At 43.3% G+C, this 23,187-nt stretch carries 18 protein-coding genes; 15 read left to right on the top strand and 3 right to left on the bottom strand.

Translation table 11 applies throughout. The features are described 5' to 3' along the window. Positions 1-3 precede the first annotated feature (3 nt). The 7 genes from ACN0W5_RS16215 (at position 4) to maiA (ending at position 7,327) form a co-directional block, all read left to right on the top strand. Complete coding sequence (locus ACN0W5_RS16215) at positions 4-843, top strand: alkaline phosphatase family protein (RefSeq protein WP_417455125.1); 840 nt, start codon at positions 4-6, stop codon at positions 841-843. A 131-nt stretch (positions 844-974) separates the two neighbouring features. Then, positions 975-3,038, top strand: a complete 2,064-nt coding sequence (locus ACN0W5_RS16210; protein WP_417455124.1) for a CocE/NonD family hydrolase — start codon at positions 975-977, stop codon at positions 3,036-3,038. A 130-nt stretch (positions 3,039-3,168) separates the two neighbouring features. After that, positions 3,169-4,194, top strand: a complete 1,026-nt coding sequence (locus ACN0W5_RS16205; protein WP_417455123.1) for a TRAP transporter substrate-binding protein — start codon at positions 3,169-3,171, stop codon at positions 4,192-4,194. A 158-nt stretch (positions 4,195-4,352) separates the two neighbouring features. Next, positions 4,353-4,799 carry a TRAP transporter small permease gene (locus ACN0W5_RS16200; RefSeq protein ID WP_417455122.1) on the top strand — a complete coding sequence of 149 codons (447 nt, stop codon included), beginning with the start codon at positions 4,353-4,355 and terminating at the stop codon, positions 4,797-4,799. Beyond that, on the top strand, positions 4,799-6,103 hold the full coding sequence (locus ACN0W5_RS16195; RefSeq protein ID WP_417455121.1) for a TRAP transporter large permease: 1,305 nt from the start codon (positions 4,799-4,801) through the stop codon (positions 6,101-6,103). The genes ACN0W5_RS16200 and ACN0W5_RS16195 overlap by 1 nt, the downstream gene beginning before the upstream one ends. A 75-nt stretch (positions 6,104-6,178) precedes the next feature. After that, entirely contained in the window at positions 6,179-6,676 is a 498-nt protein-coding gene (locus ACN0W5_RS16190) for a MarR family winged helix-turn-helix transcriptional regulator (protein ID WP_417455120.1), read from the top strand. A 3-nt stretch (positions 6,677-6,679) separates the two neighbouring features. After that, positions 6,680-7,327, top strand: coding sequence for a maleylacetoacetate isomerase (gene maiA, locus ACN0W5_RS16185; protein WP_417455119.1), 648 nt, complete (start codon positions 6,680-6,682; stop codon positions 7,325-7,327). An 84-nt stretch (positions 7,328-7,411) separates the two neighbouring features. Here the strand turns inward: maiA and hppD are convergent, their stop codons facing one another. Beyond that, positions 7,412-8,515: a 4-hydroxyphenylpyruvate dioxygenase gene (hppD, locus tag ACN0W5_RS16180; protein ID WP_417455118.1), complete on the bottom strand. Its 1,104-nt coding sequence runs from the start codon at positions 8,513-8,515 to the stop codon at positions 7,412-7,414. A 439-nt stretch (positions 8,516-8,954) separates the two neighbouring features. On the opposite strand from hppD, the gene ACN0W5_RS16175 reads away from it, so the two are divergent. From ACN0W5_RS16175 to ACN0W5_RS16150, 6 genes are all read left to right on the top strand, one after another. Further along, positions 8,955-9,848: a ribokinase gene (locus tag ACN0W5_RS16175; RefSeq protein ID WP_417455117.1), complete on the top strand. Its 894-nt coding sequence runs from the start codon at positions 8,955-8,957 to the stop codon at positions 9,846-9,848. Between the two features lie 8 nt (positions 9,849-9,856). Then, positions 9,857-10,810, top strand: coding sequence for a nucleoside hydrolase (locus ACN0W5_RS16170; protein WP_417455116.1), 954 nt, complete (start codon positions 9,857-9,859; stop codon positions 10,808-10,810). 198 nt (positions 10,811-11,008) lie between these two features. Beyond that, positions 11,009-13,780 carry a xanthine dehydrogenase family protein molybdopterin-binding subunit gene (locus tag ACN0W5_RS16165; protein ID WP_417455115.1) on the top strand — a complete coding sequence of 924 codons (2,772 nt, stop codon included), beginning with the start codon at positions 11,009-11,011 and terminating at the stop codon, positions 13,778-13,780. Continuing rightward, the gene (locus tag ACN0W5_RS16160; RefSeq protein WP_417455114.1) at positions 13,773-14,288 is read left to right on the top strand and encodes a (2Fe-2S)-binding protein; all 516 of its coding nucleotides are present in this window, start codon (positions 13,773-13,775) and stop codon (positions 14,286-14,288) included. The genes ACN0W5_RS16165 and ACN0W5_RS16160 overlap by 8 nt, the downstream gene beginning before the upstream one ends. Continuing rightward, on the top strand, positions 14,285-15,292 hold the full coding sequence (locus ACN0W5_RS16155) for a hypothetical protein (RefSeq protein ID WP_417455113.1): 1,008 nt from the start codon (positions 14,285-14,287) through the stop codon (positions 15,290-15,292). The genes ACN0W5_RS16160 and ACN0W5_RS16155 overlap by 4 nt, the downstream gene beginning before the upstream one ends. A 182-nt stretch (positions 15,293-15,474) precedes the next feature. Beyond that, the gene (locus ACN0W5_RS16150) at positions 15,475-17,037 is read left to right on the top strand and encodes an alkaline phosphatase family protein (RefSeq protein WP_417455112.1); all 1,563 of its coding nucleotides are present in this window, start codon (positions 15,475-15,477) and stop codon (positions 17,035-17,037) included. 89 nt (positions 17,038-17,126) lie between these two features. On the opposite strand, the gene ACN0W5_RS16145 is transcribed toward ACN0W5_RS16150, so the two are convergent. Continuing rightward, complete coding sequence (locus ACN0W5_RS16145) at positions 17,127-19,451, bottom strand: methyl-accepting chemotaxis protein (RefSeq protein ID WP_417455111.1); 2,325 nt, start codon at positions 19,449-19,451, stop codon at positions 17,127-17,129. A gap of 501 nt (positions 19,452-19,952) precedes the next feature. On the opposite strand from ACN0W5_RS16145, the gene ACN0W5_RS16140 reads away from it, so the two are divergent. Both ACN0W5_RS16140 and ACN0W5_RS16135 read left to right on the top strand, forming a co-directional pair. Continuing rightward, positions 19,953-21,548: a peptidoglycan DD-metalloendopeptidase family protein gene (locus tag ACN0W5_RS16140; protein ID WP_417455110.1), complete on the top strand. Its 1,596-nt coding sequence runs from the start codon at positions 19,953-19,955 to the stop codon at positions 21,546-21,548. After that, positions 21,529-22,194, top strand: a complete 666-nt coding sequence (locus ACN0W5_RS16135) for a bactofilin family protein (RefSeq protein WP_417455109.1) — start codon at positions 21,529-21,531, stop codon at positions 22,192-22,194. Before ACN0W5_RS16140 ends, ACN0W5_RS16135 begins: the two co-directional genes overlap by 20 nt. On the opposite strand, the gene ACN0W5_RS16130 is transcribed toward ACN0W5_RS16135, so the two are convergent. Beyond that, positions 22,191-23,174 carry a threonine ammonia-lyase gene (locus ACN0W5_RS16130; RefSeq protein ID WP_417455108.1) on the bottom strand — a complete coding sequence of 328 codons (984 nt, stop codon included), beginning with the start codon at positions 23,172-23,174 and terminating at the stop codon, positions 22,191-22,193. The two genes, ACN0W5_RS16135 and ACN0W5_RS16130, sit on opposite strands and share 4 nt — an antisense overlap. Positions 23,175-23,187: the final 13 nt, after the last annotated feature.

Below are 23,187 nucleotides of genomic sequence, written 5' to 3'. Positions count from 1 at the left end.
CTCTTGGCTCTTAAAAATAAAGTGTTGTTGATCATCCTTGATGGTCAGCCTTGGAGAGATGCGCGTCGTTATATGGGGAACCTAGAAGGTTGGGTTCAATCCAGTGAAGCGCGTGTTTGGAAAATGCGGGCAGTGTTACCATCAACATCTGCGTCTTGTTATGCGTCTATCCACACAGGCGTAACCCCGCAACAGCACCACGTAGTTTCCAATCAATCAATCTTCCGCGTAAAACAGGCCGATATTTTTAGCCAGGTCCGTGCTGCAGGTGGAAAAACAGGCGCCGTAACGCATTCGTTCTGGTCAGAATTCTTTAATCGCGCGCCGTTTGATATGGTACGTGATATTGAATATGACGAAGACGATGGTCCAATCAATCATGGTCGTTTTCATACCATGACCGGCTATGGACACATAAATCAGATGACTCCATCAGACGCTGATTTGTTTGCGACGCTGACGATGCTAACGGAACGTTATAAGATTGACTATGGCATCTTGCACACCTGTACGCTTGATTCCATGGGGCACAGGTTTGGGCATGATTGCGGCGAGATGGATCAAGCCTGTTTTGCCATTGATGCAATGCTTGCGCATTTCCTGCCACGTTGGATAGGGAATGGCTACGAAGTCATCGTAACGGCTGATCATGGTCAATCTGACCGTGGACACCACGGTGGGCGTGGAGAAGATCAACAGGATGTTGCGCTGTACTGGTTTGGTGGCGGTAATGGCCCCAAAGAAGATATAGTTCTTGATCAGTTACAACTTGCCCCCACGATCCTTTCCAGAATGGGTGCTCCGATTGCGGATACAATGAAGGCAGAGCCTTTCTTGAAATAAATCGGGTACATTATCTGGCTTTATTTGTAACTGGGTGCGAGAGCTTTTCGTGAGGCCTTCGTATCCAGTTTTTTTATGCCAGTTTTATCATGACTGTTTACATTTCCAGATATAGCTTTTTGAGGTGCGATATGGCGACAAATTTTCAACCGCAAACAGATGTTACTCAACACGATGGTTTTTGCGTCTGGGAGAATATCTGGATACCGCTAAAAGATGGTCGACAATTATCGGCACGTATTTGGATGCCTGATTTGGTGCAGGGTGAAGAGGGGGGAATTATACCTGTTCCTGCGATCTTTGAGTATCTTCCCTATCGTAAGCGTGATGGTACGGCACAAAGGGACGAAAGCACCTATCCTGTTTTTGCCCGTGCAGGATACGCAGGCGTCCGTGTTGATATATCTGGTACTGGTGAATCTGATGGTGTTTTTGACGATGAATATTCCCCGCGCGAACTCTCTGATGGTGTAGAAGCGATTAACTGGATTGCAGAACAGCTCTGGTGCAGTGGAAAGCTGGGGATGATGGGGATATCCTGGGGGGGATTTAATGCTTTGCAAATTGCGGCCCTGCGACCCGCACCATTAAAAGCTGTCATATCAATTGGCTCTACCGTAGATCGTTATAATGCTGATATTCACTATAAAAGCGGCTGCCATTTGAATTCTAACCTGTCTTGGGCTGGTGTAATGCAATGTTATGCTAACCGTCCGCCTGATCCAGCCTTGGTTGGTGATAAATGGCGGAAAATGTGGCTTGAACGCTTAGAGGGCGCAAATCTTATTCTGGACGAATGGTTGTCGCATCAAAGCTATGATGACTTCTGGAAGCATGGCTCTATTGAACAGGACTATAAGGCTCTGGAGATACCAAGTTTGGTGATTTCTGGTTGGGCCGATGCTTATAAAAATGCGCCTCCAATTGCAGCAGAAAACATGCCGGGTCTTGCTAAAGCGATTAATGGTCCCTGGGTGCACAAGTATCCACACTTTGCCTATCCGTACCCTAGATCAGATTTCCACCAAGAAGCTTTACGTTGGTGGGACCGCTGGCTTTGTGAAAAGCAGAATAATGTAGAAAGCTTACCAGCTTATCGTGCTTATATTTCTGAGAATGTCAGGCCTTCACGTTGGCGAGAACATGAAGAGGGGAGATGGGTTGCCGAAAACGTCTGGCCGTCTGATAGTATCGTATCCCAAAGTTTATATTTGAACACTGATTACAGTCTCTCAAAGACCAATCATGCTGAGGGACAGATGTCTATTTGTTCTCCTGAAGATACGGGTATCGCGTGTGGCGAGGTCTTTGCGCTTAAACCTGATACAGAAACACCGGGTGATCAACGTATTGATGACGGGGGATCTTTGGTCTTTGAAACAGATGTTCTGAGTGACGCCATTGAGATCCTTGGCCAACCGACGTTATCTTTAAACGTGGCTATTGATGCACCATTAGGAAACCTGGCAGTTCGTTTGATTGATGTGCATCCTGATGGTGTTTCTCATCGTGTGTGTTTCGGGGTTTTGAACCTGGCACATCGACAGGGCAACGAAAAGCCAAAGGAAATGGTTCCAGGGCAAAGGGAAGATGTTACAGTTATCTTGGATCACATTGGTTATCGTTTTTTACCGGGGCACAAAATTAGGATTTCAATTTCGACAGCCTATTGGCCTTTGATCATGCCTTCCCCGTATCATGTAACGGCCTCAATTTTTCTGGGTAAAAATACTGCTCTTTCACTACCTGTCAGGGCAACAGGCAATCAAATGGTTGTCGATGATGAAATTCATATGCCTGAACCAGAAAATGCAAACCCGCTACCTCTATACAAAGAGATAACACCCTCTAAAACGGCCCGCAGGGTTGAAAAAGATCTTTCTGGTAACTTGACGCACTACATCACCGAAGATGACACAGGGACGACAGAAATTCCGGACCATGCTTTACGCGTTCGGCACACGAATTTTGTAAAATGGTCCATAAGCTCAGATACTCCCTTGGGGGCACAAGCGCACTCACAATGGTGTTGCTATATGTCTCGTGATGATTGGTCTATCAAGTTGGAAACTGAAGTTTCAATGATTTTAAGAGCGGACAGTTTTGAAATTTCAGGGAAAATGCTTGCCTATGAAGAAGAAAATGAAATCTTTAGCCGCAGTTATCAGAAATCCATCCCAAGAGATCACATGTAAATTAGAATCAATCCTGTGACTTGAAGAATAGCTTGCAGTATAGTTTCATATGAAACTATACTCGGTCTGCACATAAATAATTTTAAGATCTGTGTCAAAGTAGAACCAAAAAGAGCGGGAAGGTTATAGGATGAAACGTACACTTATAGCGCTGACAACGGTTGCCAGCACTGCATTAACGGCTATTTTTTCAAATGCTGTCGGGGCAGAATTTGAATTAAAGCTTAGCCATTTTTTACCGTCGTCTCATCCAACGCAAACCCAGTTTCTTGAGCCTTGGGCAAAAGAGCTTGAAGAACGGAGTGAGGGTAAAGTCAAGGTAACGATCTTTCCTGCGGGATCTGCCTTTGGACATGTCGCAAAGCAATATGATCAAGTAAAAGCTGGTGTCGTCGATATTTCTCATGGTCTCACGGGCTTTCCACGTGGTCGGTTGCCACGTACTTTGATTATGGATCTTCCCTTCCTCGCAAAATCATCTGATGCTGCATCCCGTACGTTATGGGATTTGTATCCAACCTATCTTGCCGAAGAATATAAAGGTTTAAAGGTTCTAGCCTTACATGCTCATAACCCCGGCCTTATTCATACAAGGGGCAAGCAAGTCAAAACCATGGATGATCTTGAAGGGCTTCGAGTGCGTGCACCTTCTGCGGCGACATCTATGATGCTTAAGCAACTGGGGGCAACACCGATTGGACTTCCACCTACCCAAGTTTATGAAAACCTGCAAAAAGGCGTGATTGACGGTACGATCTTTCCCTATGACGGCGTTCATGGGTTTAAGCTGGCCGAAGTTCTGGATTATCATCTTGATGCCAAGGCTTACACAACCAGCTTTTATTTCATTATGAACGAGAAAAAGTATAACGCGTTACCGGAAGAGATCAGGACAATTATTGATGATATGTCTGGCGATGCACTGGTCGCGAAGTTTGGTCCTTGGTGGAATAATTGGGATACGCCCGGACTTGAAGACATCCAGAAAAAAGGAAACCCGGTCGTTGTTCTTGACGATAGCCAAAGGGACGAATGGCGTCGTGCTTTGGAACCTACCACAGCTAATTATCTAAAAAGCTTGGAAGAGGCTGGTGTGAAGAATGCACAAGAAATTTACGATGCTGCGGTAAAATCCATCGCAAAATACGAGCAATAATTATTCTTGAAATGGTCGTTCTAACGATTGATTCGGACGACTATTTTTTTATCATCATAGAACTGTTCGTGTGAAGCATGATTTTTGTTATATCAAAATATTTCAACCAATTAGTTAAATACGTTGCTTGGATAGGTGTCCTGTTTTTGTTGGGCGCTATGTTTATTACAACGACAGATGTTGTTTTGAGAAAGATAGATAATGCTGGCATCTATGGTACGATTGATCTGGTTCAATTGATGATTATCTCGGCCGCATATCTTTCCATTCCTTATGCTTTTATGAAAAAAAGCCATGTTGCTGTCGCAATTCTTTCGGAACGGATGCCAGAAAAAGTAGCTATTTTCTGTCAGGCTTTTGGGATGTTATTTTGCGCTGTATTTATGAGCGCAATAGCGTGGTTTGGTTTTTTACAAGCTGAACAGCAGCATCAGTATGGCGATATCTCTATCACCCTCGGCTTGCCGATGATTTATTACTGGATACCGCTTTTGCTTGGCGCAACCTTGTCAGGCGTAGTTTCTATCGGCCTATTAATCAACAGCCTTATTAAGATGTTTGGTCTTGAGCAAGATCCTTCAAATGAAAATCGGGTTAAGAGCTAATGGATAACACAACAATTGGCCTTATCGCATTCGCTGTTCTTTTCGGTTTAATCGCCATCAGGGTACCTATTGCCATTGCTATGGGTATTGTTGGTATGGTCGGTGGCTTGATCATAAACGGTTTTGATTCCGTAGCCTTTATTATGGGATCGGTTCCATTCGAATCAATCTTTCCTTATTCGTTATCTGTTATTCCGTTATTCATCTTGATGGGCGTCTTTTCGTCCAAAGCGGGCCTCTCCAGAGCGCTCTATGATGCGGCACACGCTTTTATCGGGCACTATAAGGGCGGATTAGCAATGGCGACGGTTGGCGCTTGCGCTGCATTCGGTGCCATATGTGGTTCATCCCTGGCAACAGCCGCGACAATGTGCCGTGTCGCTATGCCAGAAATGCGCCGCCGGAATTATGATGATGGCTTGGCGAGTGCGACAATTGCTGCTGGTGGAACTTTAGGCGTCCTCATTCCCCCAAGCGTTATTATGGTTATTTATGCCATTTTGACTGAACAGTCGATCGGTCGTCTTTTTGCCGCGGCCCTAATTCCTGGATTGCTTGCCACGATACTTTATATGCTTGCTGTGCGCATAAAAACGGCTAGAAATCCTGACTTAGCACCGGCAGATACACCTGTTGATTGGTCTGGACGCATTATTGCTATGCTAAATGTTTGGCCTGTTATGCTGTTGTTTACCGTTGTTATTGGCGGCATTTATGCAGGGTGGTTCTCGCCAACAGAAGCTGCGGCAATTGGGGCAATTGGGGCTTTTATTCTTGCACTTCTAAAAAGAAAAATGGATCGACACACATTCATTGAATGTCTTGAAGAAACGGCGAGTTCAACCGGTATGATCTTTATGATCCTCATTGGAACCGCGGTATTCAATTACTTTGTCGAGACAACGGGGCTACCGCAAGCTTTGGTCGCTTACGTCGGTGAACTAGGATGGAATGAATATACAATTCTGATCTTATTGATCATTTTCTATGTCATTTTGGGATGTTTTATGGATGCGTTATCAATGATCCTGCTGACACTGCCCTTTGTCTATCCTTTGATTACCAATATGGGTTTTGATCCGATTTGGTTCGGTGTGATTATGGTTTCTGTGGTCGAGGTCGGCTTGATCACTCCGCCTGTAGGCATGAACTTGTTTATTATCATGGCCGGGACACCGGGATTGAAATTGCAAACCATTAGCCGAGGCGTAGTTGCATTTTTGATGGCGGATGTTGTGCGGCTGGCTCTTTTGATCCTTTTCCCGGCACTATCCCTTTGGCTTCCTGCTTTGTTGATGGATTAGCACAGGGAATATCAATTTGTTGAAGAAGCAAAAAACAAGTAACTCAATTCATAAAAACGTGGCGAATAAGACGAAATGACAGATCAAAAAACAACGAACCCAGATCATGAAGTTTTAGATTTAAAAGACTTCTTTCCTTATAAAGTCCGTGTTTTTTACCGCTCAGTAAGTCAATCCGTTGCCGAGGTTTATACAAAGTCAAAAGGACTGACGGTTTATCAATGGCGCGTAATGGTTGTTTTGGGAAATAGCCAACCACTTTCTGCCAGCGAAGTAGTCGACTATTCCAGTTTGGATAAGGTTCAGGTTAGCAGAGCAATTAAGGGGCTATTGGAAAAAGAATTCATAGAACGTCATGTGGATGACCTTGATAAACGTAAGGTGAATTTACTTTTGACCGAGAAGGGTAATGATACGCTTCAGGAACTTATCCCGCTTGTCCTAAAACGTGAACAGGAAATCCTTAATGGTCTGAGTGACGTTGAAAAAGAAACGCTAGAGAGCCTCATGGGGCGGGTTTTGAAAAATGCAGATAAATGCTTTGGCGCAGATAAACTGGTCGAGGACATCTGACTTATGAAACTCTATAGCTATTGGAGATCAACAGCAGCCTATCGTGTTCGAATTGCCTTAAACCTCAAAAGGGTTGAATACGATATAATACCTGTTCATCTCGTTAAAAATGGTGGGGAGCAATTAAGGGATAGATACAAGCAGATCAACCCGCAAAAACTTGTGCCAGCGATAGAAACTAGCAAGCACGGAACTCTAACGCAGTCGATGGCAATTATTGAGTATCTGGAAGAAACCCTACCCGGGCATAATCTATTACCAGATAATCCCGCTGATAGATCGTTCATAAGAAGTTTATCTCAACTGGTCTGCTGCGATATTCACCCAATAAATAACTTACGGGTTCTAAAGTATCTCACCGGAGAGATGTTACTTTCCCAAGACCAGAAATCCACATGGTACGCGCATTGGGTTCTAGAGGGATTATCCGCGTTTGAGCAACGTTTAAAAACACGTCAATCAGAAGGGCTATATTGTTTTGGCTCAGAGCCCGGAATGGCTGATTGTTGCTTGGTGTCGCAACTGTATAATGCCCATAGGTTTGATATATCGATTGCCGAGTTTACTGAAATAAGAAGAATTGAAGAACACTGTCTAAAGTTAGAAGCCTTTGATAAAGCGAGACCAGAAAACCAGATAGATGCTGAATGAGCTTAAGTGGAAAAGATACAGTTATAAAAACTAAAAGGGCGCTGATTATAAAATAAAGCGCCCTTTATTTTTGATGATAGCGGTTTAGTCTGTTTTTAGCACGCCGCGATTAACCTGATCGCGTTCGATTGATTCAAACAGGGCTTTGAAGTTACCTTCACCAAATCCGTCGTCGCCTTTACGCTGAATGATTTCAATAAAAGCAGGGCCGATCACGCATTTGGTAAAGATTTGAAGCAAAAGACGCGGATCGCCAGCTTCAGTTGCGCCATCCAAGAGGATGCCGAGTTTTTTAAGCTTTTCCGGATCTTCACCATGACCGGGGAGGCGTTCGTCCAACATTTCATAATAGGTCTCTGGAGGTGCATCCATAAACTCAACACCATTGGCGCGCATATCTGATATTGTTTTATAAATATCCGGTGTTGTTAACGCGATATGCTGAATACCTTCGCCATTAAACTTCATAAGATATTCTTCAATCTGGCCTTTACCTGCGGAAGATTCTTCGTTCAGCGGAATACGAATTTTACCATCAGGTGCCGTCATCGCTTTCGATGTTAAGCCTGTGTACTCGCCCTTAATATCAAAGAAACGAATTTCTTTGAAGTTGAAGAACTTCTCATAAAACTCTGCCCAATAGGCCATGCGACCACGATATACATTATGGGTAAGATGATCGATGATATCCATGCCATAGCCTACAGGATTTTTCTCAACACCCGGTAAGTACTCAAAATCGATATCGTAAATGCTAGAGCCATCTTCGTATCGATCAATTAAATAGACCGGTGCGCCGCCAATGCCTTTGATTGCTGGAAGTTTGAGTTCCATTGGACCGCAAGGAATATCCAGTGGTTGCGCGCCAAGTTCTAGAGCTCTGTTATAAGCTTGGTGTGCGTTATCTACTCTGAACGCCATACCACAGGGGGAAGGGCCGTGCTCTTCCGCAAAATAATAGGCCGGGCTGTTTTTCTCTTTATTGAGAATAAAGTTCGTGTTGCCCTGACGATAGAGATCAACGTCTTTAGAGCGATGTTTTGCAACAAGGGTAAACCCAATTGTTGTAAATAGATCAATCAGAACCTGTGGATCGGGGGCTGCGAACTCTACGAATTCAAAGCCATTCAGGCCCATAGGGTTATCAAACAAATCTGAACGTTCAGCCTTTTTGTTCATTGTGGTCATCTTTTTTATCCATAGAAAGTAATCAAAATTAGGGTGTTTCTAACTTTGTTACTGAGGTGATCCTCTGGATAAGCCTCTGTTTTCATTGGATAGAGTTTGCCCTATTGTCATTACTATATAGGGGGCAAGAATCTTTGTGCGTGCCATCAGGCGAAAAGCACAAGCAGCATAACTAAGGGTCATTTTTATACGGTGATACTTCTTCATCGTGTGTAACCCTTGGTTAAGTTGAATAAGATAATAGTTTCATTTGAAATTATATTGATAAGTAGGTTGATAGTCAATAATAACAAGGGATATCGGTGATAATATTCCAAGACGTTGGTTGGTTGTTTAAGCAGGATCAAATCCAAAAAAATTACCAGCCAGAAAATTATTGTCGGACTTTTATTGACCTGTGTATGATCGACTAACTATTGCATTATTCAGAAAGAGTTTCGTGAAGCACAATACAATTACCAATATTGGTTCGATAAACGTCGATCACGTCTATCGAGTTCCTTATTTTGTGAAACCGGGTGAAACCTTATCAAGCAAGTCTTATCAACGGGTTCTCGGGGGAAAAGGTGCTAATCAGTCTGTTGCCTTGGCAAGAGCAGGTGAGGCTGTGAAGCATATTGGCGTGGTTGGTGATGACCATACCTGGATTATAGAAGAACTGAAATCTTCAAAAGTTGATACATCATCGATCGAAGTTGGATCTGTTGCAACGGGACATGCTTTAATTCAGGTCGATGATAATGCAGAAAACTGTATCTTACTTTTTGCAGGCGCTAATCATGAACTTAGTATGAATAGTTTATCTGGCAAGCTAACAGATGTTGAAAAAGGAAGTTGGGTCCTTTTTCAAAACGAAATGCCTAATCTGGATAAGATGATTTCATTGGCTAAAGAAAAGGGTGCCCGTATCGCTGTTAATCCTGCGCCCTTTGATGGTGCAGCAAAAGAAATCGATTATAATCTCGTGGATTTGTTGATTGTAAATGATCTTGAAGCAGAAGAACTTGCAAAAACAAAATGTCAGGGAGATTTGAGCAAACTTGCCGAACTTTGCCCGGTGGTAATTATAACCAGAGGTACGCAAGGTGCCATTTGTTATTCAGAGAACGAAACTATTGAAGTGCCGTCATTTAAAGTTGAAGCCGTTGATACAACAGGGGCCGGAGATACCTTCGTTGGGTATATTTTATCCTCTATTGCACAAGAGTTACCCTTAAAAGACGCCATGTTAAGAGCCAGCGCAGCTTCGGCACTGGCAGTGACAAAGCCCGGCGCTTCAGTTGCTATTCCGACCTCTGCCGAGGTGAAACAATTTTTAGAGAGTATTGAGTGATTTATAAAATGAAAAACCCTGTAATTTTTGATACAGATCCTGGGATTGATGATGCTTTTGCAATACATCATGCTCTTTACCATCCTGAAATTAACCTGATTGGTCTAACGACCGTTTTTGGAAACGTTCCAGTAGAAACGGCCGCCAAGAACGCAAAAATTCTGGTGGAAATGGCTGGTCAGGATATTCCCGTTTTTCAAGGTGCTTCTGGTCCTCTTGTGGCACCTCACAAAGGCTTTCCAGATTTTATTCACGGGGCTGATGGTTTCGGTAATATTAACTTGCCTGATCCCAAGGGTACTGTTGAAAAGACATATGCTCCGCAGTTCATAATTGATGCAGTACGCAAACAACCTGGCGAGGTAACCATTATTGCCGTTGGGCCTTTAACAAATTTGGCGATGGCGCTTCGTATGGCACCTGATATTGCCCCCTTAGTTAAAGAAGTCATTATTATGGGGGGTGCGGCCAAAGAATATGGAAACGTTTCTGCTGTTGCAGAAGCGAACATATTCAACGATCCCCATGCGGCGGATATTGTATTTCGGGCTGATTGGCCCATGGTCATGGCGGGGCTTGATGTTACCCATCAAGTTACCTTACACAGAAAAGAAGCTGAAGAACTCGCTCAAAAAGTACCTAGAATTGGTGGTTTTTTGCTTGATGCAGCAGATTTATATTTCAAATTCTATAATGGCGCATTTGGAATCGATGGGTGTTATTTCCATGACCCCTGTGCAACGGCATACTATGTAAATCCAGAACTTTTTGAATCAATAGATGCAGCTGTGCGCGTAAGCTGCGAAGGACCAGCTTTTGGGCAAACTCTGATAAAACCTAAGGGGCACCCCGGACCATCGACTGAATGGGATGGTTGCCGGAACCATAAGATCCTGATGCAGGTCAAGGATACAGAAACAAAAGATGAAGTTTTAGGGACGATTGCCAAGTTCGCGGATTAAAATTTGTAAGTAAATATTTCTTGCGATCATTCGTAAATAATCAAAGGCGCTACCATTATGGGGCGCCTTTGATTATTCTCTTAATAGGGGAAAAATAATCACAAAACTTTACCAAGAATAAACCATTGGAATGCTTCACTGTGAACTCGGAAGTAAGAGGTAAATCAACTACCCATAATCTTTTTTCAGGGGGAATTCATGAAAAATACCGCGTTTTCTATGACGCGTCGAAGTTTCATTAAAACCGTAGCAGGGGTATCGTTTACCGTAAACATGATACCCGTCACACAGCTGCTTGCGGATGAAACGGACGAGATAACATCTTTAAATAGTGGCGATTGGTCAAAATCACCCGGAAAAGCCCGGTATAGGGTTGATGGATTGGTCAAAGTTACGGGGCAAAAAGTTTTTGCCCGTGATTATCATGCGTGGAATTTGCCTGGGTGGCCCAATGAAGAACGTCCGGTGATGATTGTCAGGGCGACGGATGTTAACAATCCATTCAAAGCTTTAGATCTGTCCTTAATCCCAGAGAATGCTCAACCTATAGAAGTTCTTTACGGCGAAAAGATTATCAGTGAAGTCCTGCGTCCGAATAAGTTACAGGATCAGGAAGAGCCAGAAAATCAACCTCTCATGCAGGATGTCAAAGTTAAAAGGCCGAGTGCGCTGACTTGGCCCTTTATTGTCTCTAAGGGCAAGCGAGCAAGTTTTTATGGTCAGCCTGTGGCTTTTTTGATCTTTAAGGATCGTAAAGATTATAGAGCGGCCAAAAAAGCGATCCAGTTTGATTCTGATTTTGTTATTTATGACAAAAAACCAAGAAACAAACCCGTATTTCCTTTTAATCCTCTGACAAATTACGTCCGTGTAGCATCAAATGAAAAAGGAAAAGACGTCTTTTCCTACGCGCAAAATGGAGGGGATAATAATTATTCGGAACAAGCTTTTGCGCATAGAGTTCACATCCAAGAACAAATGGCTTCTGGAAAATGGAAAACCTATAACACCAGTTGCTCCATGCAGGCAATGGATCCCATGTTTATGGAGCCAGAGAATGGACTTGGTTGGTATGATGCTGCGAATAAAACCCTGAATTTATTGGTCGGCACGCAATCTCCTGACGGGGATATGACTGACGTACTTGAGATGTTTACTGGGGATAACCCCGTCGTTCAAGTCGAGACTGTCAATATCATTTCGTGTTATCCTGGTGGTGGCTTTGGCGGGCGAGACAGCTCTGTCTTTACCTTGAACCTTGCAATTGCAGCCGCTTATGCAGGTGGAAAACCGATCCGGTTGGCATACGATCGCTTTGAACAATTTCAAGCCGGGTTAAAGCGTCATGCCTGTGAATTGACAGAAAGTCTGTCTGTTGACGATGATGGTAAAATCCAGGCTCTGGACGTCATGATGTCTTTTGACGGTGGCGGGAGAGAAAATCTGAGCCCATGGGTAGCCCAGCTTGCCGGATTATGCGCAGGCGGATCTTATAGTATCCCCCGTGCTGCTATTAATTCTAATGCCATGTATTCAAAAAATATATCTGGAGGGTCTCAACGTGGTTTTGGCGGGCCACAGGCATTCTTTGCCATTGAAACCCTTCTTGATGAGGTTGCAAAAGACAATCATTGGGATCCTATAGAACTCCGACGTAAGAACACACTCTATGAAAATGAAAATACTGTCGTTGGTGGGCCTATAACAGAAAAGCTACGTCTGCACGAAATTCTCGATAAGTCCGAAAATCATGATATCTGGCAGAACCAGAAAAGAGAAAAGGAACGTTGGCGCAAGGATGGTCTTTTGTATGGTGTTGGTTTTGCTATGTCCATGCAGGCTTTTGGCACGTCTGGTGATGGTCTTATCGGATATGTAGAGCTTGATCGTTCAGGTCAGTTGACAGTGAAAACAAATGCCGTTGATATGGGGAATGGTTCTGCAACAACACTCGCCGTATCAACGGCAGATTATTTAGGGCGCAATGCGTCAAAAATTGACATGGGTAACCCGGATTTATTTCCTGTACTCAAGATGAATACTGCAAGTAAAGGATCGTGGAAAGAACCTGATTGGACGGCAAACGGGGTTGGATCGTCCAGTGCTTGCCTAACGGCATTTCACCAAGTGCATGCCATTAATCAAGCTTCGAAGGTCCTATTTGACACAGCTATCGTTCCTGTTGCCCGAGAGATATTTGGATTACCAAATATTCCCGCAGATGATTTAATCTGGGAAAATGAGCGACTATATGCAAAAGACATGGATCTCCCCCCAATACCTATGGATATTATTGCAGATGTTATCTATCGTTCAGGACGTGTGAAAGCGGCTCTTGTTCACGCATATTTCCAAGAAAATTGGGTAAAGGCTGATTTTGATGTTAAGGACATTACCCATAATTGGGAAATTGATGGTCTAGCTGTTTATTCGGCGGGTCAAAGCACGCCTGAAATTATCCGACGCATTGCAAATAGTGGTGTTTATCCATCACCAGCATCGTCCCGCTATTCCCGAACAACATTTGCGCCTTGTGGGAATATCATCGGTTTAACGGTTGACCCCGTTTCCGGGGAAGCTGTCGTTCGAAAATCTTTGTCAGTCCTAAACGCAGGTAAAATTATCACGGAAGAGTTAGTGTCAGGACAAAGTCAGGGCGGTGTTGCAATGGCCATCGGTTATAGTTTGTTAGAAGATATGCCGCCGGGATTGGGCGGGCCAGCGGATGGAGACTGGAACCTCAATCAATATTTCGTTCCCCGTGCTGGTGATGTAGCGCGAGATGGTCAGGAACTAATTACCCTTGAACCTCTAAAACATGACAAAACGGGCAAGGGTATTGCAGAAGCTGTGATGTGCTCTGTGGCACCGGCAATATCAAATGCTTTGTATGATGCAACGGGGGTGCGGTTCAGGGATCTCCCCATAACAGCAGAAAAAATTCGCAAGGGGATGGATAAAAATGGCTGATATCTCTTTTTCCGTAAATGGTAAAACAGTTCACGCCTCGCAGGAAGAGGCTGATTTGCCGCTCATTGATTTTCTACAGGAAGATTTAAATCTGACAGGCACGAAGTTTTGTTGCGGTATTGGTGTCTGTCGCGCCTGCACCGTATCTGTTCGGCGACAATCTGGGGCACCGTCAGAGCCAATGATTGCTTGTTCAACACCTTTATCATCCCTGTCTGGTGTCGAAGTCTATACGGTAGAAAGCGTTGCCAAAGACGGTAAGTTGCACCCGTTACAACAAGAATTTTTGGATCATTTTTCTTTTCAGTGTGGCTACTGCACCCCCGGTTTTTTGATGGCGGCAATGACTTTATGGGATCGATTAACGGATAATCCCATTCCAAGGTCTTCGTTGGATAAAGTTGTTGATGATGCCTTGAAAGATCATATCTGCAGATGTACAGGCTATATTCGATATTATAAGGCAGTTAAGGCTGCCATTCTCAAGCAACCGGGGATGGTGGCATGATGAAAACATTCCTTAAAAGCGTTTCCAGTGCATCACTTCTTTTTCTTCTTAGCTGTACCCCAAGCGATCAACCGAAACAGCAACAAGAAGGGCAGGATCTGGCATCTTATGGAAATATGTGTGCTGAAGCGATAAGAGATCTTCCAGCTTTTAATTGTCAGACGGGTACGATGATTCCCATCACCATTAATGGTGGGGAGACACCTGATAAATACTATAAAGACATGGATTGTGATCGTCCGTCGTTATTACCCCTGGGCAAAGATGCTGATGGACAGTGTGTTCCTTATTCACGGGTGCTCGATCTATCAGAAGGTGATAATCAAGTTGCTGTTCTGTGCAGGCAAAAGAAAATCAGAACAGCAAGCAGCATTTATTATGATGAAATCGATGTTGTAGCCCACTCTGCTAAAGATGGTAGTACCTGCTGGTTTCAGGCCACAGGCTCAAACGGACTTCCCATTGATGGATCTTTGGTGCCATCGCCGATGAAAAAGGCACCCTTTGAGGACTATGAAGAGGCTAGACAGTTCTGGAATACACCTAAAGAAGTCTCAGACGACGGTTGCGGAAATTGTCATGATAATGACCCCTTTATGTATAGTCCCTTTATTGGGCAGGTCTGGGATAAAGTTCCGACAGATCCAGAAGGCTGGTATAAACACCTGGGGCGAGATTTTCAAAAGTGGCAACCAATTTCTTTAAGTACTCGTGACAATACTTGTGTTGGGTGTCACCGTCTTGGTGTTGACTTCACCAGTGGTCAGGCCACCGAAGAAGCCGTGGGAATGGCGGATATTCCCAATGCCAACACCTGGGCGCAAACCTATCCTGCGTCTCATTTTATGCCTGTAGGCAATTTTCATTCCGAAGCGCAATGGCGGGTGATTTACGCCAAATCAGTGTCTGAAATCCTCAGATGTCATGAAGCCTATCAAGATGATGACAAAGATGAATTGGCAAAATTAGGCTGTATGCTTGACCCCATAGGTGGTAAACCCTGATGTGAAAAAGCCCTGCTTATGCGGGGCTTTTTTTATGAATATATTTTCACTGTATTTATTATAAAAAATTCATTGTTGTGGCTTGGTCAGTAAGGGCAAAGTGGATCTATACTTATGAAGAGAACAAGCTTTTAAATAATAACAATTGAATAGTCGCCAATCCGTTTATTTTCGGTGAAAACATGACAGACAAAGAAATTAGAAACATCCTGCTTATTTCCGTTGATCAATGGCGAGGGGAATGCCTATCGTCTGCTGGGCATATAGTACAGACACCCAATTTGGATAAATTGGCCTTGGATGGCCTAGCTTTTAGAAAGCACTATACGCAGTGTGTTCCTTGTGGCCCTTCCAGAACGTCGCTGTTAACGTCTATGTACGCAATGAACCATCGTCATGTGTCAAATGGAACACCGTTGGATGCGACCTTTACCAATATTGCGTTAGAAGCTCGTAAAAAGGGATACGAGCCAACACTTTATGGCTATACGGATACGCCCGTAGATCCCAGAGGCCGTGATAAAAATGATCCTGATTTAAAAACGTATTGCGGGGTGATGCCCGGTTTTAAAGTTGGATCTTTGGTCAGTGAGGAAATGGCTGTTGACTGGTTCGGGGAATTGGAAGCCAAAGGATATCAACTGCCGGAGAACCAGTTTAATATAACAATAGGTCAAAATGATTATCCAGATGTAGAGACGAGGGGGCTGAGTTATGCGCCGCCAGCCTATGATAAGGATAGCAGTGATACGGCGTTTATCGCTGACAAACTTATCAACTATATAAATATCCACAAAGATCCCTGGTTTCTTCACGGTGTCTTTTTGAGGCCACATCCGCCTTTGTTTGCGCCTGAACCTTACAATACGATGTATAACCCAGAAGACATTGCAATGCCGCATCGTGCGAAGGATGTCGAGACAGAGAGAGCGCAACATCCATATTTGGATTTTGCCTTGGATAACATGGCCAAAGTCGGCGCTTATATGGGGCATGAGGAAAATGTCCGCGACCTTCCTGATCATGAAATCAAGCAAATGAGAGCCGCTTATTATGGTTTGATTTCCGAGGTTGATGATCAGATAGGGCGCGTTATTCAAGCGCTTAAAGATGCTAACCAGTATGATAAGACACTCATTGTATTTACTTCTGATCATGCGGAACAGCTTGGCGATCACTGGCTGTGGGGCAAACTCGGTTACTTTGACGAGAGTTGCCATATTCCCTTAATCATCAGAGATCCCAGAGAAGACGCAAATCCGTCACGTGGACAGATCGTTGATAATCACTTTACCGAAGCTGTCGATATTATGCCGACCATTCTTGACGTGATGGGAATAAAGCCACCCATGCAGTGTGACGGGCACTCTCTGCGACCTTTCATTGAAGGGAATGAACCTGATAAATGGCGTAATGAAGCACATTGGGAAGTGGATTTTCGAGATTTGAAGACGTACAAAGCAGAAGAAAAATTCTGCTTAACAAGTGATCAATGCGTGATGACAATCATTCGGGATGATAATTATAAATATGTTCACTTTACAACTCTTCCACCGCTGTTGTTTGATCTGAAAAAAGATCCTGATGAAACTGTTAATCGCGCTGAAGACCCAGACTACACTTCCATAGTGTTATCTTATACCCAGAAGATGCTTAGCTGGCGTCAGAACTATGTCGCGCGACGTATGAGCCATATTCAATTGACACCTGATGGCGTTTTAGAACGAGAATACAGCAGAATTTAATAGAAGATAAAGAATTTTACCGTGCATAAAGAAAGGCGATGATTAAATAAATCATCGCCTTTTAATTTGGAAGACAGTTGTAATTTTCTCTATCCTGCTTGATCCAGATGTTTCTGATAATCGGATAAGCGTTCACTTAATTTCTCTGCTTCCTCGGCAAGTTCTTTTGATGTTCCAAGAAGGCTTTGTGCTGAACTACCTGTATTTATTGACTGTTGGTGCACATCATTCACCAGATCAACAATCTGTCTAGATCCCTGAGCCATACTTTCAATGTTCTGTGCTATTGCTCCGGCAGCACGATCCTGTTCGTTAATGGAGTCAGATATCTTATTTTGAGTTTCCCCAACTTGCTGCATAACAGTATCAATTGATGCCATTGTATCTGTTGTAGCCTGGGCATGTACCTGTAGTTCTTTGATCATTGCCGCGACCTGATCAGTCGCAGAGGCCGTTTGCTCAGCAAGGGCTTTCACTTCTGATGCAACAACACCAAATCCACGTCCTGCTTCGCCTGCTCGTGCGGCTTCAATAGTCGCGTTCATGGCCAGTATTTTCGTTTGATTGGTAATCGTGGTGATTAGCTCGTTAATTTGGTTGATTTTGTCACTGGAACTACGGAGCTGTGTAACTGTTTCTGATGCTTTTGTCAGCTGACTAAGAGCATCAGAGGATGTGCTTCTTGCGTGATCAGATTCAGTATTAATTGCCCTGATGTCATGGGACATTGTTTCAGTTGTCTGGGTCACTCCTTGTGCTGAATCATAACCACTTTGTGCAAGTTGTTGTGTATTTTCTGCTTGCTCGGTAACGGTCTGTGATTGTGTATTCAAAGACGTCGATGTCTCTTCAACATTCTTAGACAAGGCGCTCACACGGTCAGCAACGCGCTGAACACTACTGATCAATTCACTTGCCGCTTGTTTATTACTTTCACGATCCGTCACGTCAAGCCAAGTCAGCATACAGGCTTTGAGTTCACCAGTATTATCCATCACAGCGGATGCTGATACTTCCAGTTGACGACCTTGGAAGATAACCAAACGTGTCATGGGTAAATTTTCCGGCGTAGTCAGCTCATTAAATTCTGTTTCATCAAGCTGAAAGAAATTGCCGGTTGTTCCTGTTAAATCACTATCTGTGTTTTCAGGACTGATAAAACTTCTGGCCTTGAGGTTTGCAAAAGAAAGCGTACCTTCCAGATCAATCATTACGGTAGACATGGGGCTTGTTTCAACCATGTTTTGCAGTTGAAATACTTGGGCAACGCTATTGCTGAGTTGATCCAATGCGGTTGCCATGGTTCTGAATTCGTCAGGCCCCACAGTTGGCGGGGTAATATCGACTTTGCCTTCGCTGATGGATGTCATCGCTTTGGCAAAGGATTTTAGCTTACCAAAAACGGCAAATCGCAGCATAAGGAAAGCAATAAGCCAAGTTGTTAGGAAAACGCCAGCGAGTACTTTAATCGCATCCTCAGTTAATTGTTGAGATCCTTCGGCAAAGTCACTTACGTCACGTATCAAAGTCGCCTTTGCCCAAATAGTATCGTGTGTGCCCGTTATTGTCGTTGTAATGTATGCTGTTGATCCATCTAGTTTTAGACCGTCTTTTAATGCGAGGCTGTCGACTTTGTTTTCTGTCGTTTCGTCATTTTCTTCAGATTCATTTGCCTTTTCGGTATCAGGGGTTTCTGTTTCGTCCTCGGCTTCGGAAGTGATGACTTCCTTATGGCTGCTTTCTTGGAATGCAAATCCTGTTTCACTTGAAGGGTCATAGATTGTTACATCAGCCCCTAATGTTTCACTGATACCTTCAAGGTACTGCATGGGGTCTGTGACAAGTTCAACAAAGCCAGCAACTTTAAATCCACCAATAGGGAAAATGGTTGAATGAACAGGTCTTCCGTTTGGGGTGGCCCAAATATAAGAAATGGGTTTACGTTTGGCTTTTTTATCCCGGGATTTTAGTTCTTCTAGTATTGTTTCGTTATCGGTAATACGGCCATCTTCTGATGATGTAATTAATACCATATCCGGATTGTAAAAGTGTGTTGAAATTAGGGAAATTTCACCAGTTTGGATTTCTTTGTTGTCGCGGTACCATTTATCAAACGTCGCAATTTCTTCTGGATCGTTTGTCTTCATCGCTTTGACGAGATGTGTATATCTGGCCCAGTCGGAACCCAGGGTATAGAGCTTTGGTTCGTAGGTCTGAACGACCCGTTCAAGCACCATAAGCTGGAATTGAGAACTGCTTTCTTTCTGCAATGTATCCAGAGAGAAATTTTTATATTTCTCAAAAGACCAAAACTGGGCTGCTACAATTGCTGCTGAGGCCAATAGACCAATCAAAAAAAGAATTTTACGTAAAGTCCATATTGTGGACTTTTGATGGTCCCTCGACCCAAGCATGATTTTTATCCCTATTATGATTATCTAATGCACTTATTTTGTCGTAAACAAATTTGTTCATACAAGTGTTGCTATATCGTAAATAAAATGTCGTTTATTAATTTACTCACTGTTTTCTGCAAAATATTATGATCTTTTGAAAAAAAATTAGTGGTTGAGGTTTGATTTATTCAATTATTTTATTTCTTCTTATCAAAGGGATTATTGTAAGTCAGTCTTTATCGTTGTTGTTGTCTGGTTAATGTTATTTTTCTATTAACCTTTTAATATCATAATGTTTTTTGGTATTATATGTGAAGGGATTAGCCTTCATTGTAACAAGTAGGGGCATTGAAATGCTTCCTGTTGTAAAGACAAATAAAAATTGCTCGCGGTTTCTCTTTGAAACAAGTGAAATCATGATGTATAAAATCGCCCAGAATTATTTGCCATCCTATATACAAAATCTCCACTACGGGGTATTTTGTAAAAATACAGTCGAGAAGGTAAGAGGGGGGAAGAATGGACGTGCATGAGTTCGCGCGAAAAGCAAAACTTAAAGTTGACCAGGTTTTTGCTCAGCGTGAAATCCATATCCGTTCCCATGATCAGGTTAAGTTTATTCGCCTGACGCCTAGGTTTCAGAAAACCATTGCAACCAGTGTTCTTGCCTTAACAGGATGGATTGCGTTCTCTTCTGGAACGATGTTCTATACTGAACAAAGACTTGCGCAAAAAGATACTGTCATCGAAGAACAGAAACTCGACTATTTTGATCTGTTACAGCAAGTTGGTGAATATCACACTCAATTCTCTAAGATTACAAAAGATCTTCAGGAGAATCAGGATCAACTCATCAGTCTTCTTGATGGTAACGAGGTTGATACAGATACAAGTACCCAAGTTGTTAGTCTTAAAAACTCTGAAACCGAGCGCGCACGTGTCGCTTTGGCTCGACAGGTTTTGGAAGACAAGCTTGATCAGTTCGAAGATGATTTAGAGACGATCGCAGGACAAAGCGCAGCTTTGGAAACTCAAGCTAAACAATTACGTAGGGTTTTGGCTACTTCGGAAGAAGAGAGATTTAAGTCTGCTGAAGCTGGTAAAATGCTTGGCGGTAAACTTCTGAAACTTCAAGAAGAACTTGCGTCTGTTACTTCGGCAAAAGAAGCATTGGAAGGTAATAAAGTTACAATTCTGGCAAATGTCGAAAATCTGGAAGCTGAAATTGTCAGCTTAAAGGGACAGATTGCCGAAAAAGACGAACTTTTTAATGAGCAGCAAGCTCAAATGTCTTCATTGATGGAGGCAAGAAGAGTTGCAGACAAATCATCAAAAGAAGCCAGAGATAAATTTATAGAGCAGGCTTCTATCCTTGACATGTATCGTGAGGATAACGAAGGCTTGGAGGATCAAGTCGGTCAGCTTCAGAATTCACTTATTGAAGTATCGAACATTCAACGTGAACTTGTTGACCGGCTAACAGAACGATCAAAATATAGTTTAGGTGTTATTGAAAAAACAGTTGAGATGACTGGGCTTAATCTGGATACCCTCCTTGGGTCAGAGGATTTGAATACAGGTCAGGGCGGGCCGTATATACCTGTTGATGAAATACAAGAAAGTGCCGATTTTGAAGCGTCTGTGAATTTACTGGATATGCAATTAACGCGCTGGGAAACTCTGCAAGAAGTTGTTGCTAAGTTACCGTTGACGACGCCAATTGATCAATATCGTATCACTAGTTCGTTTGGTAAACGTCGCGATCCCGTTACAGGCAAGACTTCTGTACATAATGGCCTTGATATGGCCGCACCAATGAAATCGTCCGTTTATGCTCCTGCGCCCGGTAAGGTTGTTTATTCAGGTTGGCGTGGACGTTATGGCCGTATGGTTGAGATTGATCATGGAAATGGTATCCGTACTCGCTACGCTCACCTTAGAAAGTTGCTCGTAAAACAAGGTCAGGAAGTTTCTCATAGAGAGAAAATTGCGCTTCTTGGTAATTCTGGACGGAGCACAGGGCCTCACGTTCATTATGAAGTGCTTTATAATAATAAGCCCGTAGATCCCCGTAAATTTATTTTGGCAGGTAGACATGTTTTCAAAGTCCAGTAAAACAAACACAAAAGTTGCCACTACAACTGATTCTCCTAAAAAACTTACACCTTCGGGGATACCTTCTATTTTGAGTCCTGATTTAAGCCTGGTCGGCGATTTAACCTCTACAGGTGATTTGCAAATTGATGGAAATGTGCAGGGTGATGTTATTTGCCGTGCAGTTACAATTGGTGAAAAGGCGGTTGTAACCGGTTCTGTCAAAGCCGATGAAGTCCGGGTTTGCGGGATGGTAAGCGGACAGCTAAATGCTGATACAATTACCTTGGCAAGCACAGCAAAGGTTGTTGGTGATATTCTACATAAATCAATAGCGATAGAAGCTGGTGCGCAAGTCGAGGGTCAGTTCAGACGTATCTCTGATAAACCTGAGCAATCACCAAAACCTTCTGTTAGTACTCTTCCAGAATCAACAACAGCAAAGATAACTCCGCCACCAACAAATGTGAATAATGGCCCTGTAAGTGCCGTTGATGGCGGGGCATCTGCATCTTCATCTGCTCAATCCTCGGCAGCTTCTTCTACCAACGGATCAGGCGTTACACCGACAGCTACGCCTTTGAGTGAAATAAAGTCAGAAGATAAAAAAGAAGAAAAGAAAACAAGTATATATGGTGCTTCTTCCTCGTGGAACAACTCGAATTAGCTCTCTAGACATATTTTAAAAGTTGAAGGGTCAACGTTCCCCCCGGACAGGGTAAGAGCGATGGCCTTTTTCTTTGTTGACAGCTTGTTGTGCAGCACTGCAGCCAAAGCAACCGCACCACCAGGCTCTACAACGAGTTTAAGTGTTTTAAAGGCAAACTTAACAGCGGCTTTTACCTCTTCATCTGTAACAACAAGACCTTGTTCCAATAACTCATTGCAAAGCGCAAAGGGTATCTTGCCGGGAGTAGGGGTTAAAACTGCATCACAAATAGATCTGGCCTTGGGATCATTGCTCAAACGCTTTCCTGCTTCCAAGGATCTGGACATATCGTCAAATCCCAGGGGTTCAGCAGAATAAATTTTGGTGCTTTTGGATTTCTCTTTAACCGCAAGAGCAATACCGGATGTCAAACCTCCACCACCAAAGCAGGAAACCATGGCGTCTGGAATAATGCCTTTATCTAATAATTGCTCAATAATCTCTGTGCCGCATGTACCTTGGCCCGCAATAATAAGGGGGTGATCATAAGGGGGGATTAACAGGGCGCCTGTGGAATTTATAATCTCAGCACCAATTGCTTCCCGATCTTCATTGAAGCGATCATAAAGGATAACCTTTGCCCCATAAGAACGTGTGTTTTCTATTTTAATTTCAGGGGCATCGCTCGGCATTATTATTGTGGCTTTGGCGTTAAGTAACTTAGATGCATAAGCTACGCCTTGGGCATGGTTTCCAGATGAAAATGTTAGCAGCCCCTGTTCTTTCTGCTTCTGAGATAACGTGCAGATGAAATTATAAGCTCCCCTGAATTTGAAGGAGCCTGTATGCTGTAGAACTTCAGCTTTTAGGAAAATACGCCCGCCAGTAACATGGTTTAACTCGGCACTTTCGATAAGCGGTGTGTAGATTGCTTTTTCGTGCAGGTTCTCACGGGCCTTACAAATATCGTTGTAAGTTGGAAGTGCTATCGATGACATTGTCAGTAATTCC

Origin of the sequence: Kiloniella sp. (assembly GCF_048270245.1) — a bacterium.
GTDB lineage: Bacteria > Pseudomonadota > Alphaproteobacteria > Kiloniellales > Kiloniellaceae > Kiloniella.
Note: the sequence above shows the minus strand (reverse complement) of the source record. Positions and strands in the feature narration are given on the sequence as shown.

Coding starts and splice junctions, on each gene's coding strand:
- ACN0W5_RS16200 (WP_417455122.1), top strand. CDS start 4,353: ATGTTTATTACAACGACAGATGTTGTTTTGAGAAAGATAGATAATGCT.
- ACN0W5_RS16170 (WP_417455116.1), top strand. CDS start 9,857: ATGAAAAACCCTGTAATTTTTGATACAGATCCTGGGATTGATGATGCT.
- ACN0W5_RS16135 (WP_417455109.1), top strand. CDS start 21,529: ATGTTTTCAAAGTCCAGTAAAACAAACACAAAAGTTGCCACTACAACT.
- ACN0W5_RS16155 (WP_417455113.1), top strand. CDS start 14,285: ATGATGAAAACATTCCTTAAAAGCGTTTCCAGTGCATCACTTCTTTTT.
- hppD (WP_417455118.1), bottom strand. CDS start 8,515: ATGACCACAATGAACAAAAAGGCTGAACGTTCAGATTTGTTTGATAAC.
- ACN0W5_RS16195 (WP_417455121.1), top strand. CDS start 4,799: ATGGATAACACAACAATTGGCCTTATCGCATTCGCTGTTCTTTTCGGT.
- ACN0W5_RS16140 (WP_417455110.1), top strand. CDS start 19,953: ATGGACGTGCATGAGTTCGCGCGAAAAGCAAAACTTAAAGTTGACCAG.
- ACN0W5_RS16210 (WP_417455124.1), top strand. CDS start 975: ATGGCGACAAATTTTCAACCGCAAACAGATGTTACTCAACACGATGGT.
- ACN0W5_RS16190 (WP_417455120.1), top strand. CDS start 6,179: ATGACAGATCAAAAAACAACGAACCCAGATCATGAAGTTTTAGATTTA.
- ACN0W5_RS16160 (WP_417455114.1), top strand. CDS start 13,773: ATGGCTGATATCTCTTTTTCCGTAAATGGTAAAACAGTTCACGCCTCG.
- ACN0W5_RS16145 (WP_417455111.1), bottom strand. CDS start 19,451: ATGCTTGGGTCGAGGGACCATCAAAAGTCCACAATATGGACTTTACGT.
- ACN0W5_RS16130 (WP_417455108.1), bottom strand. CDS start 23,174: ATGTCATCGATAGCACTTCCAACTTACAACGATATTTGTAAGGCCCGT.
- maiA (WP_417455119.1), top strand. CDS start 6,680: ATGAAACTCTATAGCTATTGGAGATCAACAGCAGCCTATCGTGTTCGA.
- ACN0W5_RS16165 (WP_417455115.1), top strand. CDS start 11,009: ATGAAAAATACCGCGTTTTCTATGACGCGTCGAAGTTTCATTAAAACC.
- ACN0W5_RS16205 (WP_417455123.1), top strand. CDS start 3,169: ATGAAACGTACACTTATAGCGCTGACAACGGTTGCCAGCACTGCATTA.
- ACN0W5_RS16150 (WP_417455112.1), top strand. CDS start 15,475: ATGACAGACAAAGAAATTAGAAACATCCTGCTTATTTCCGTTGATCAA.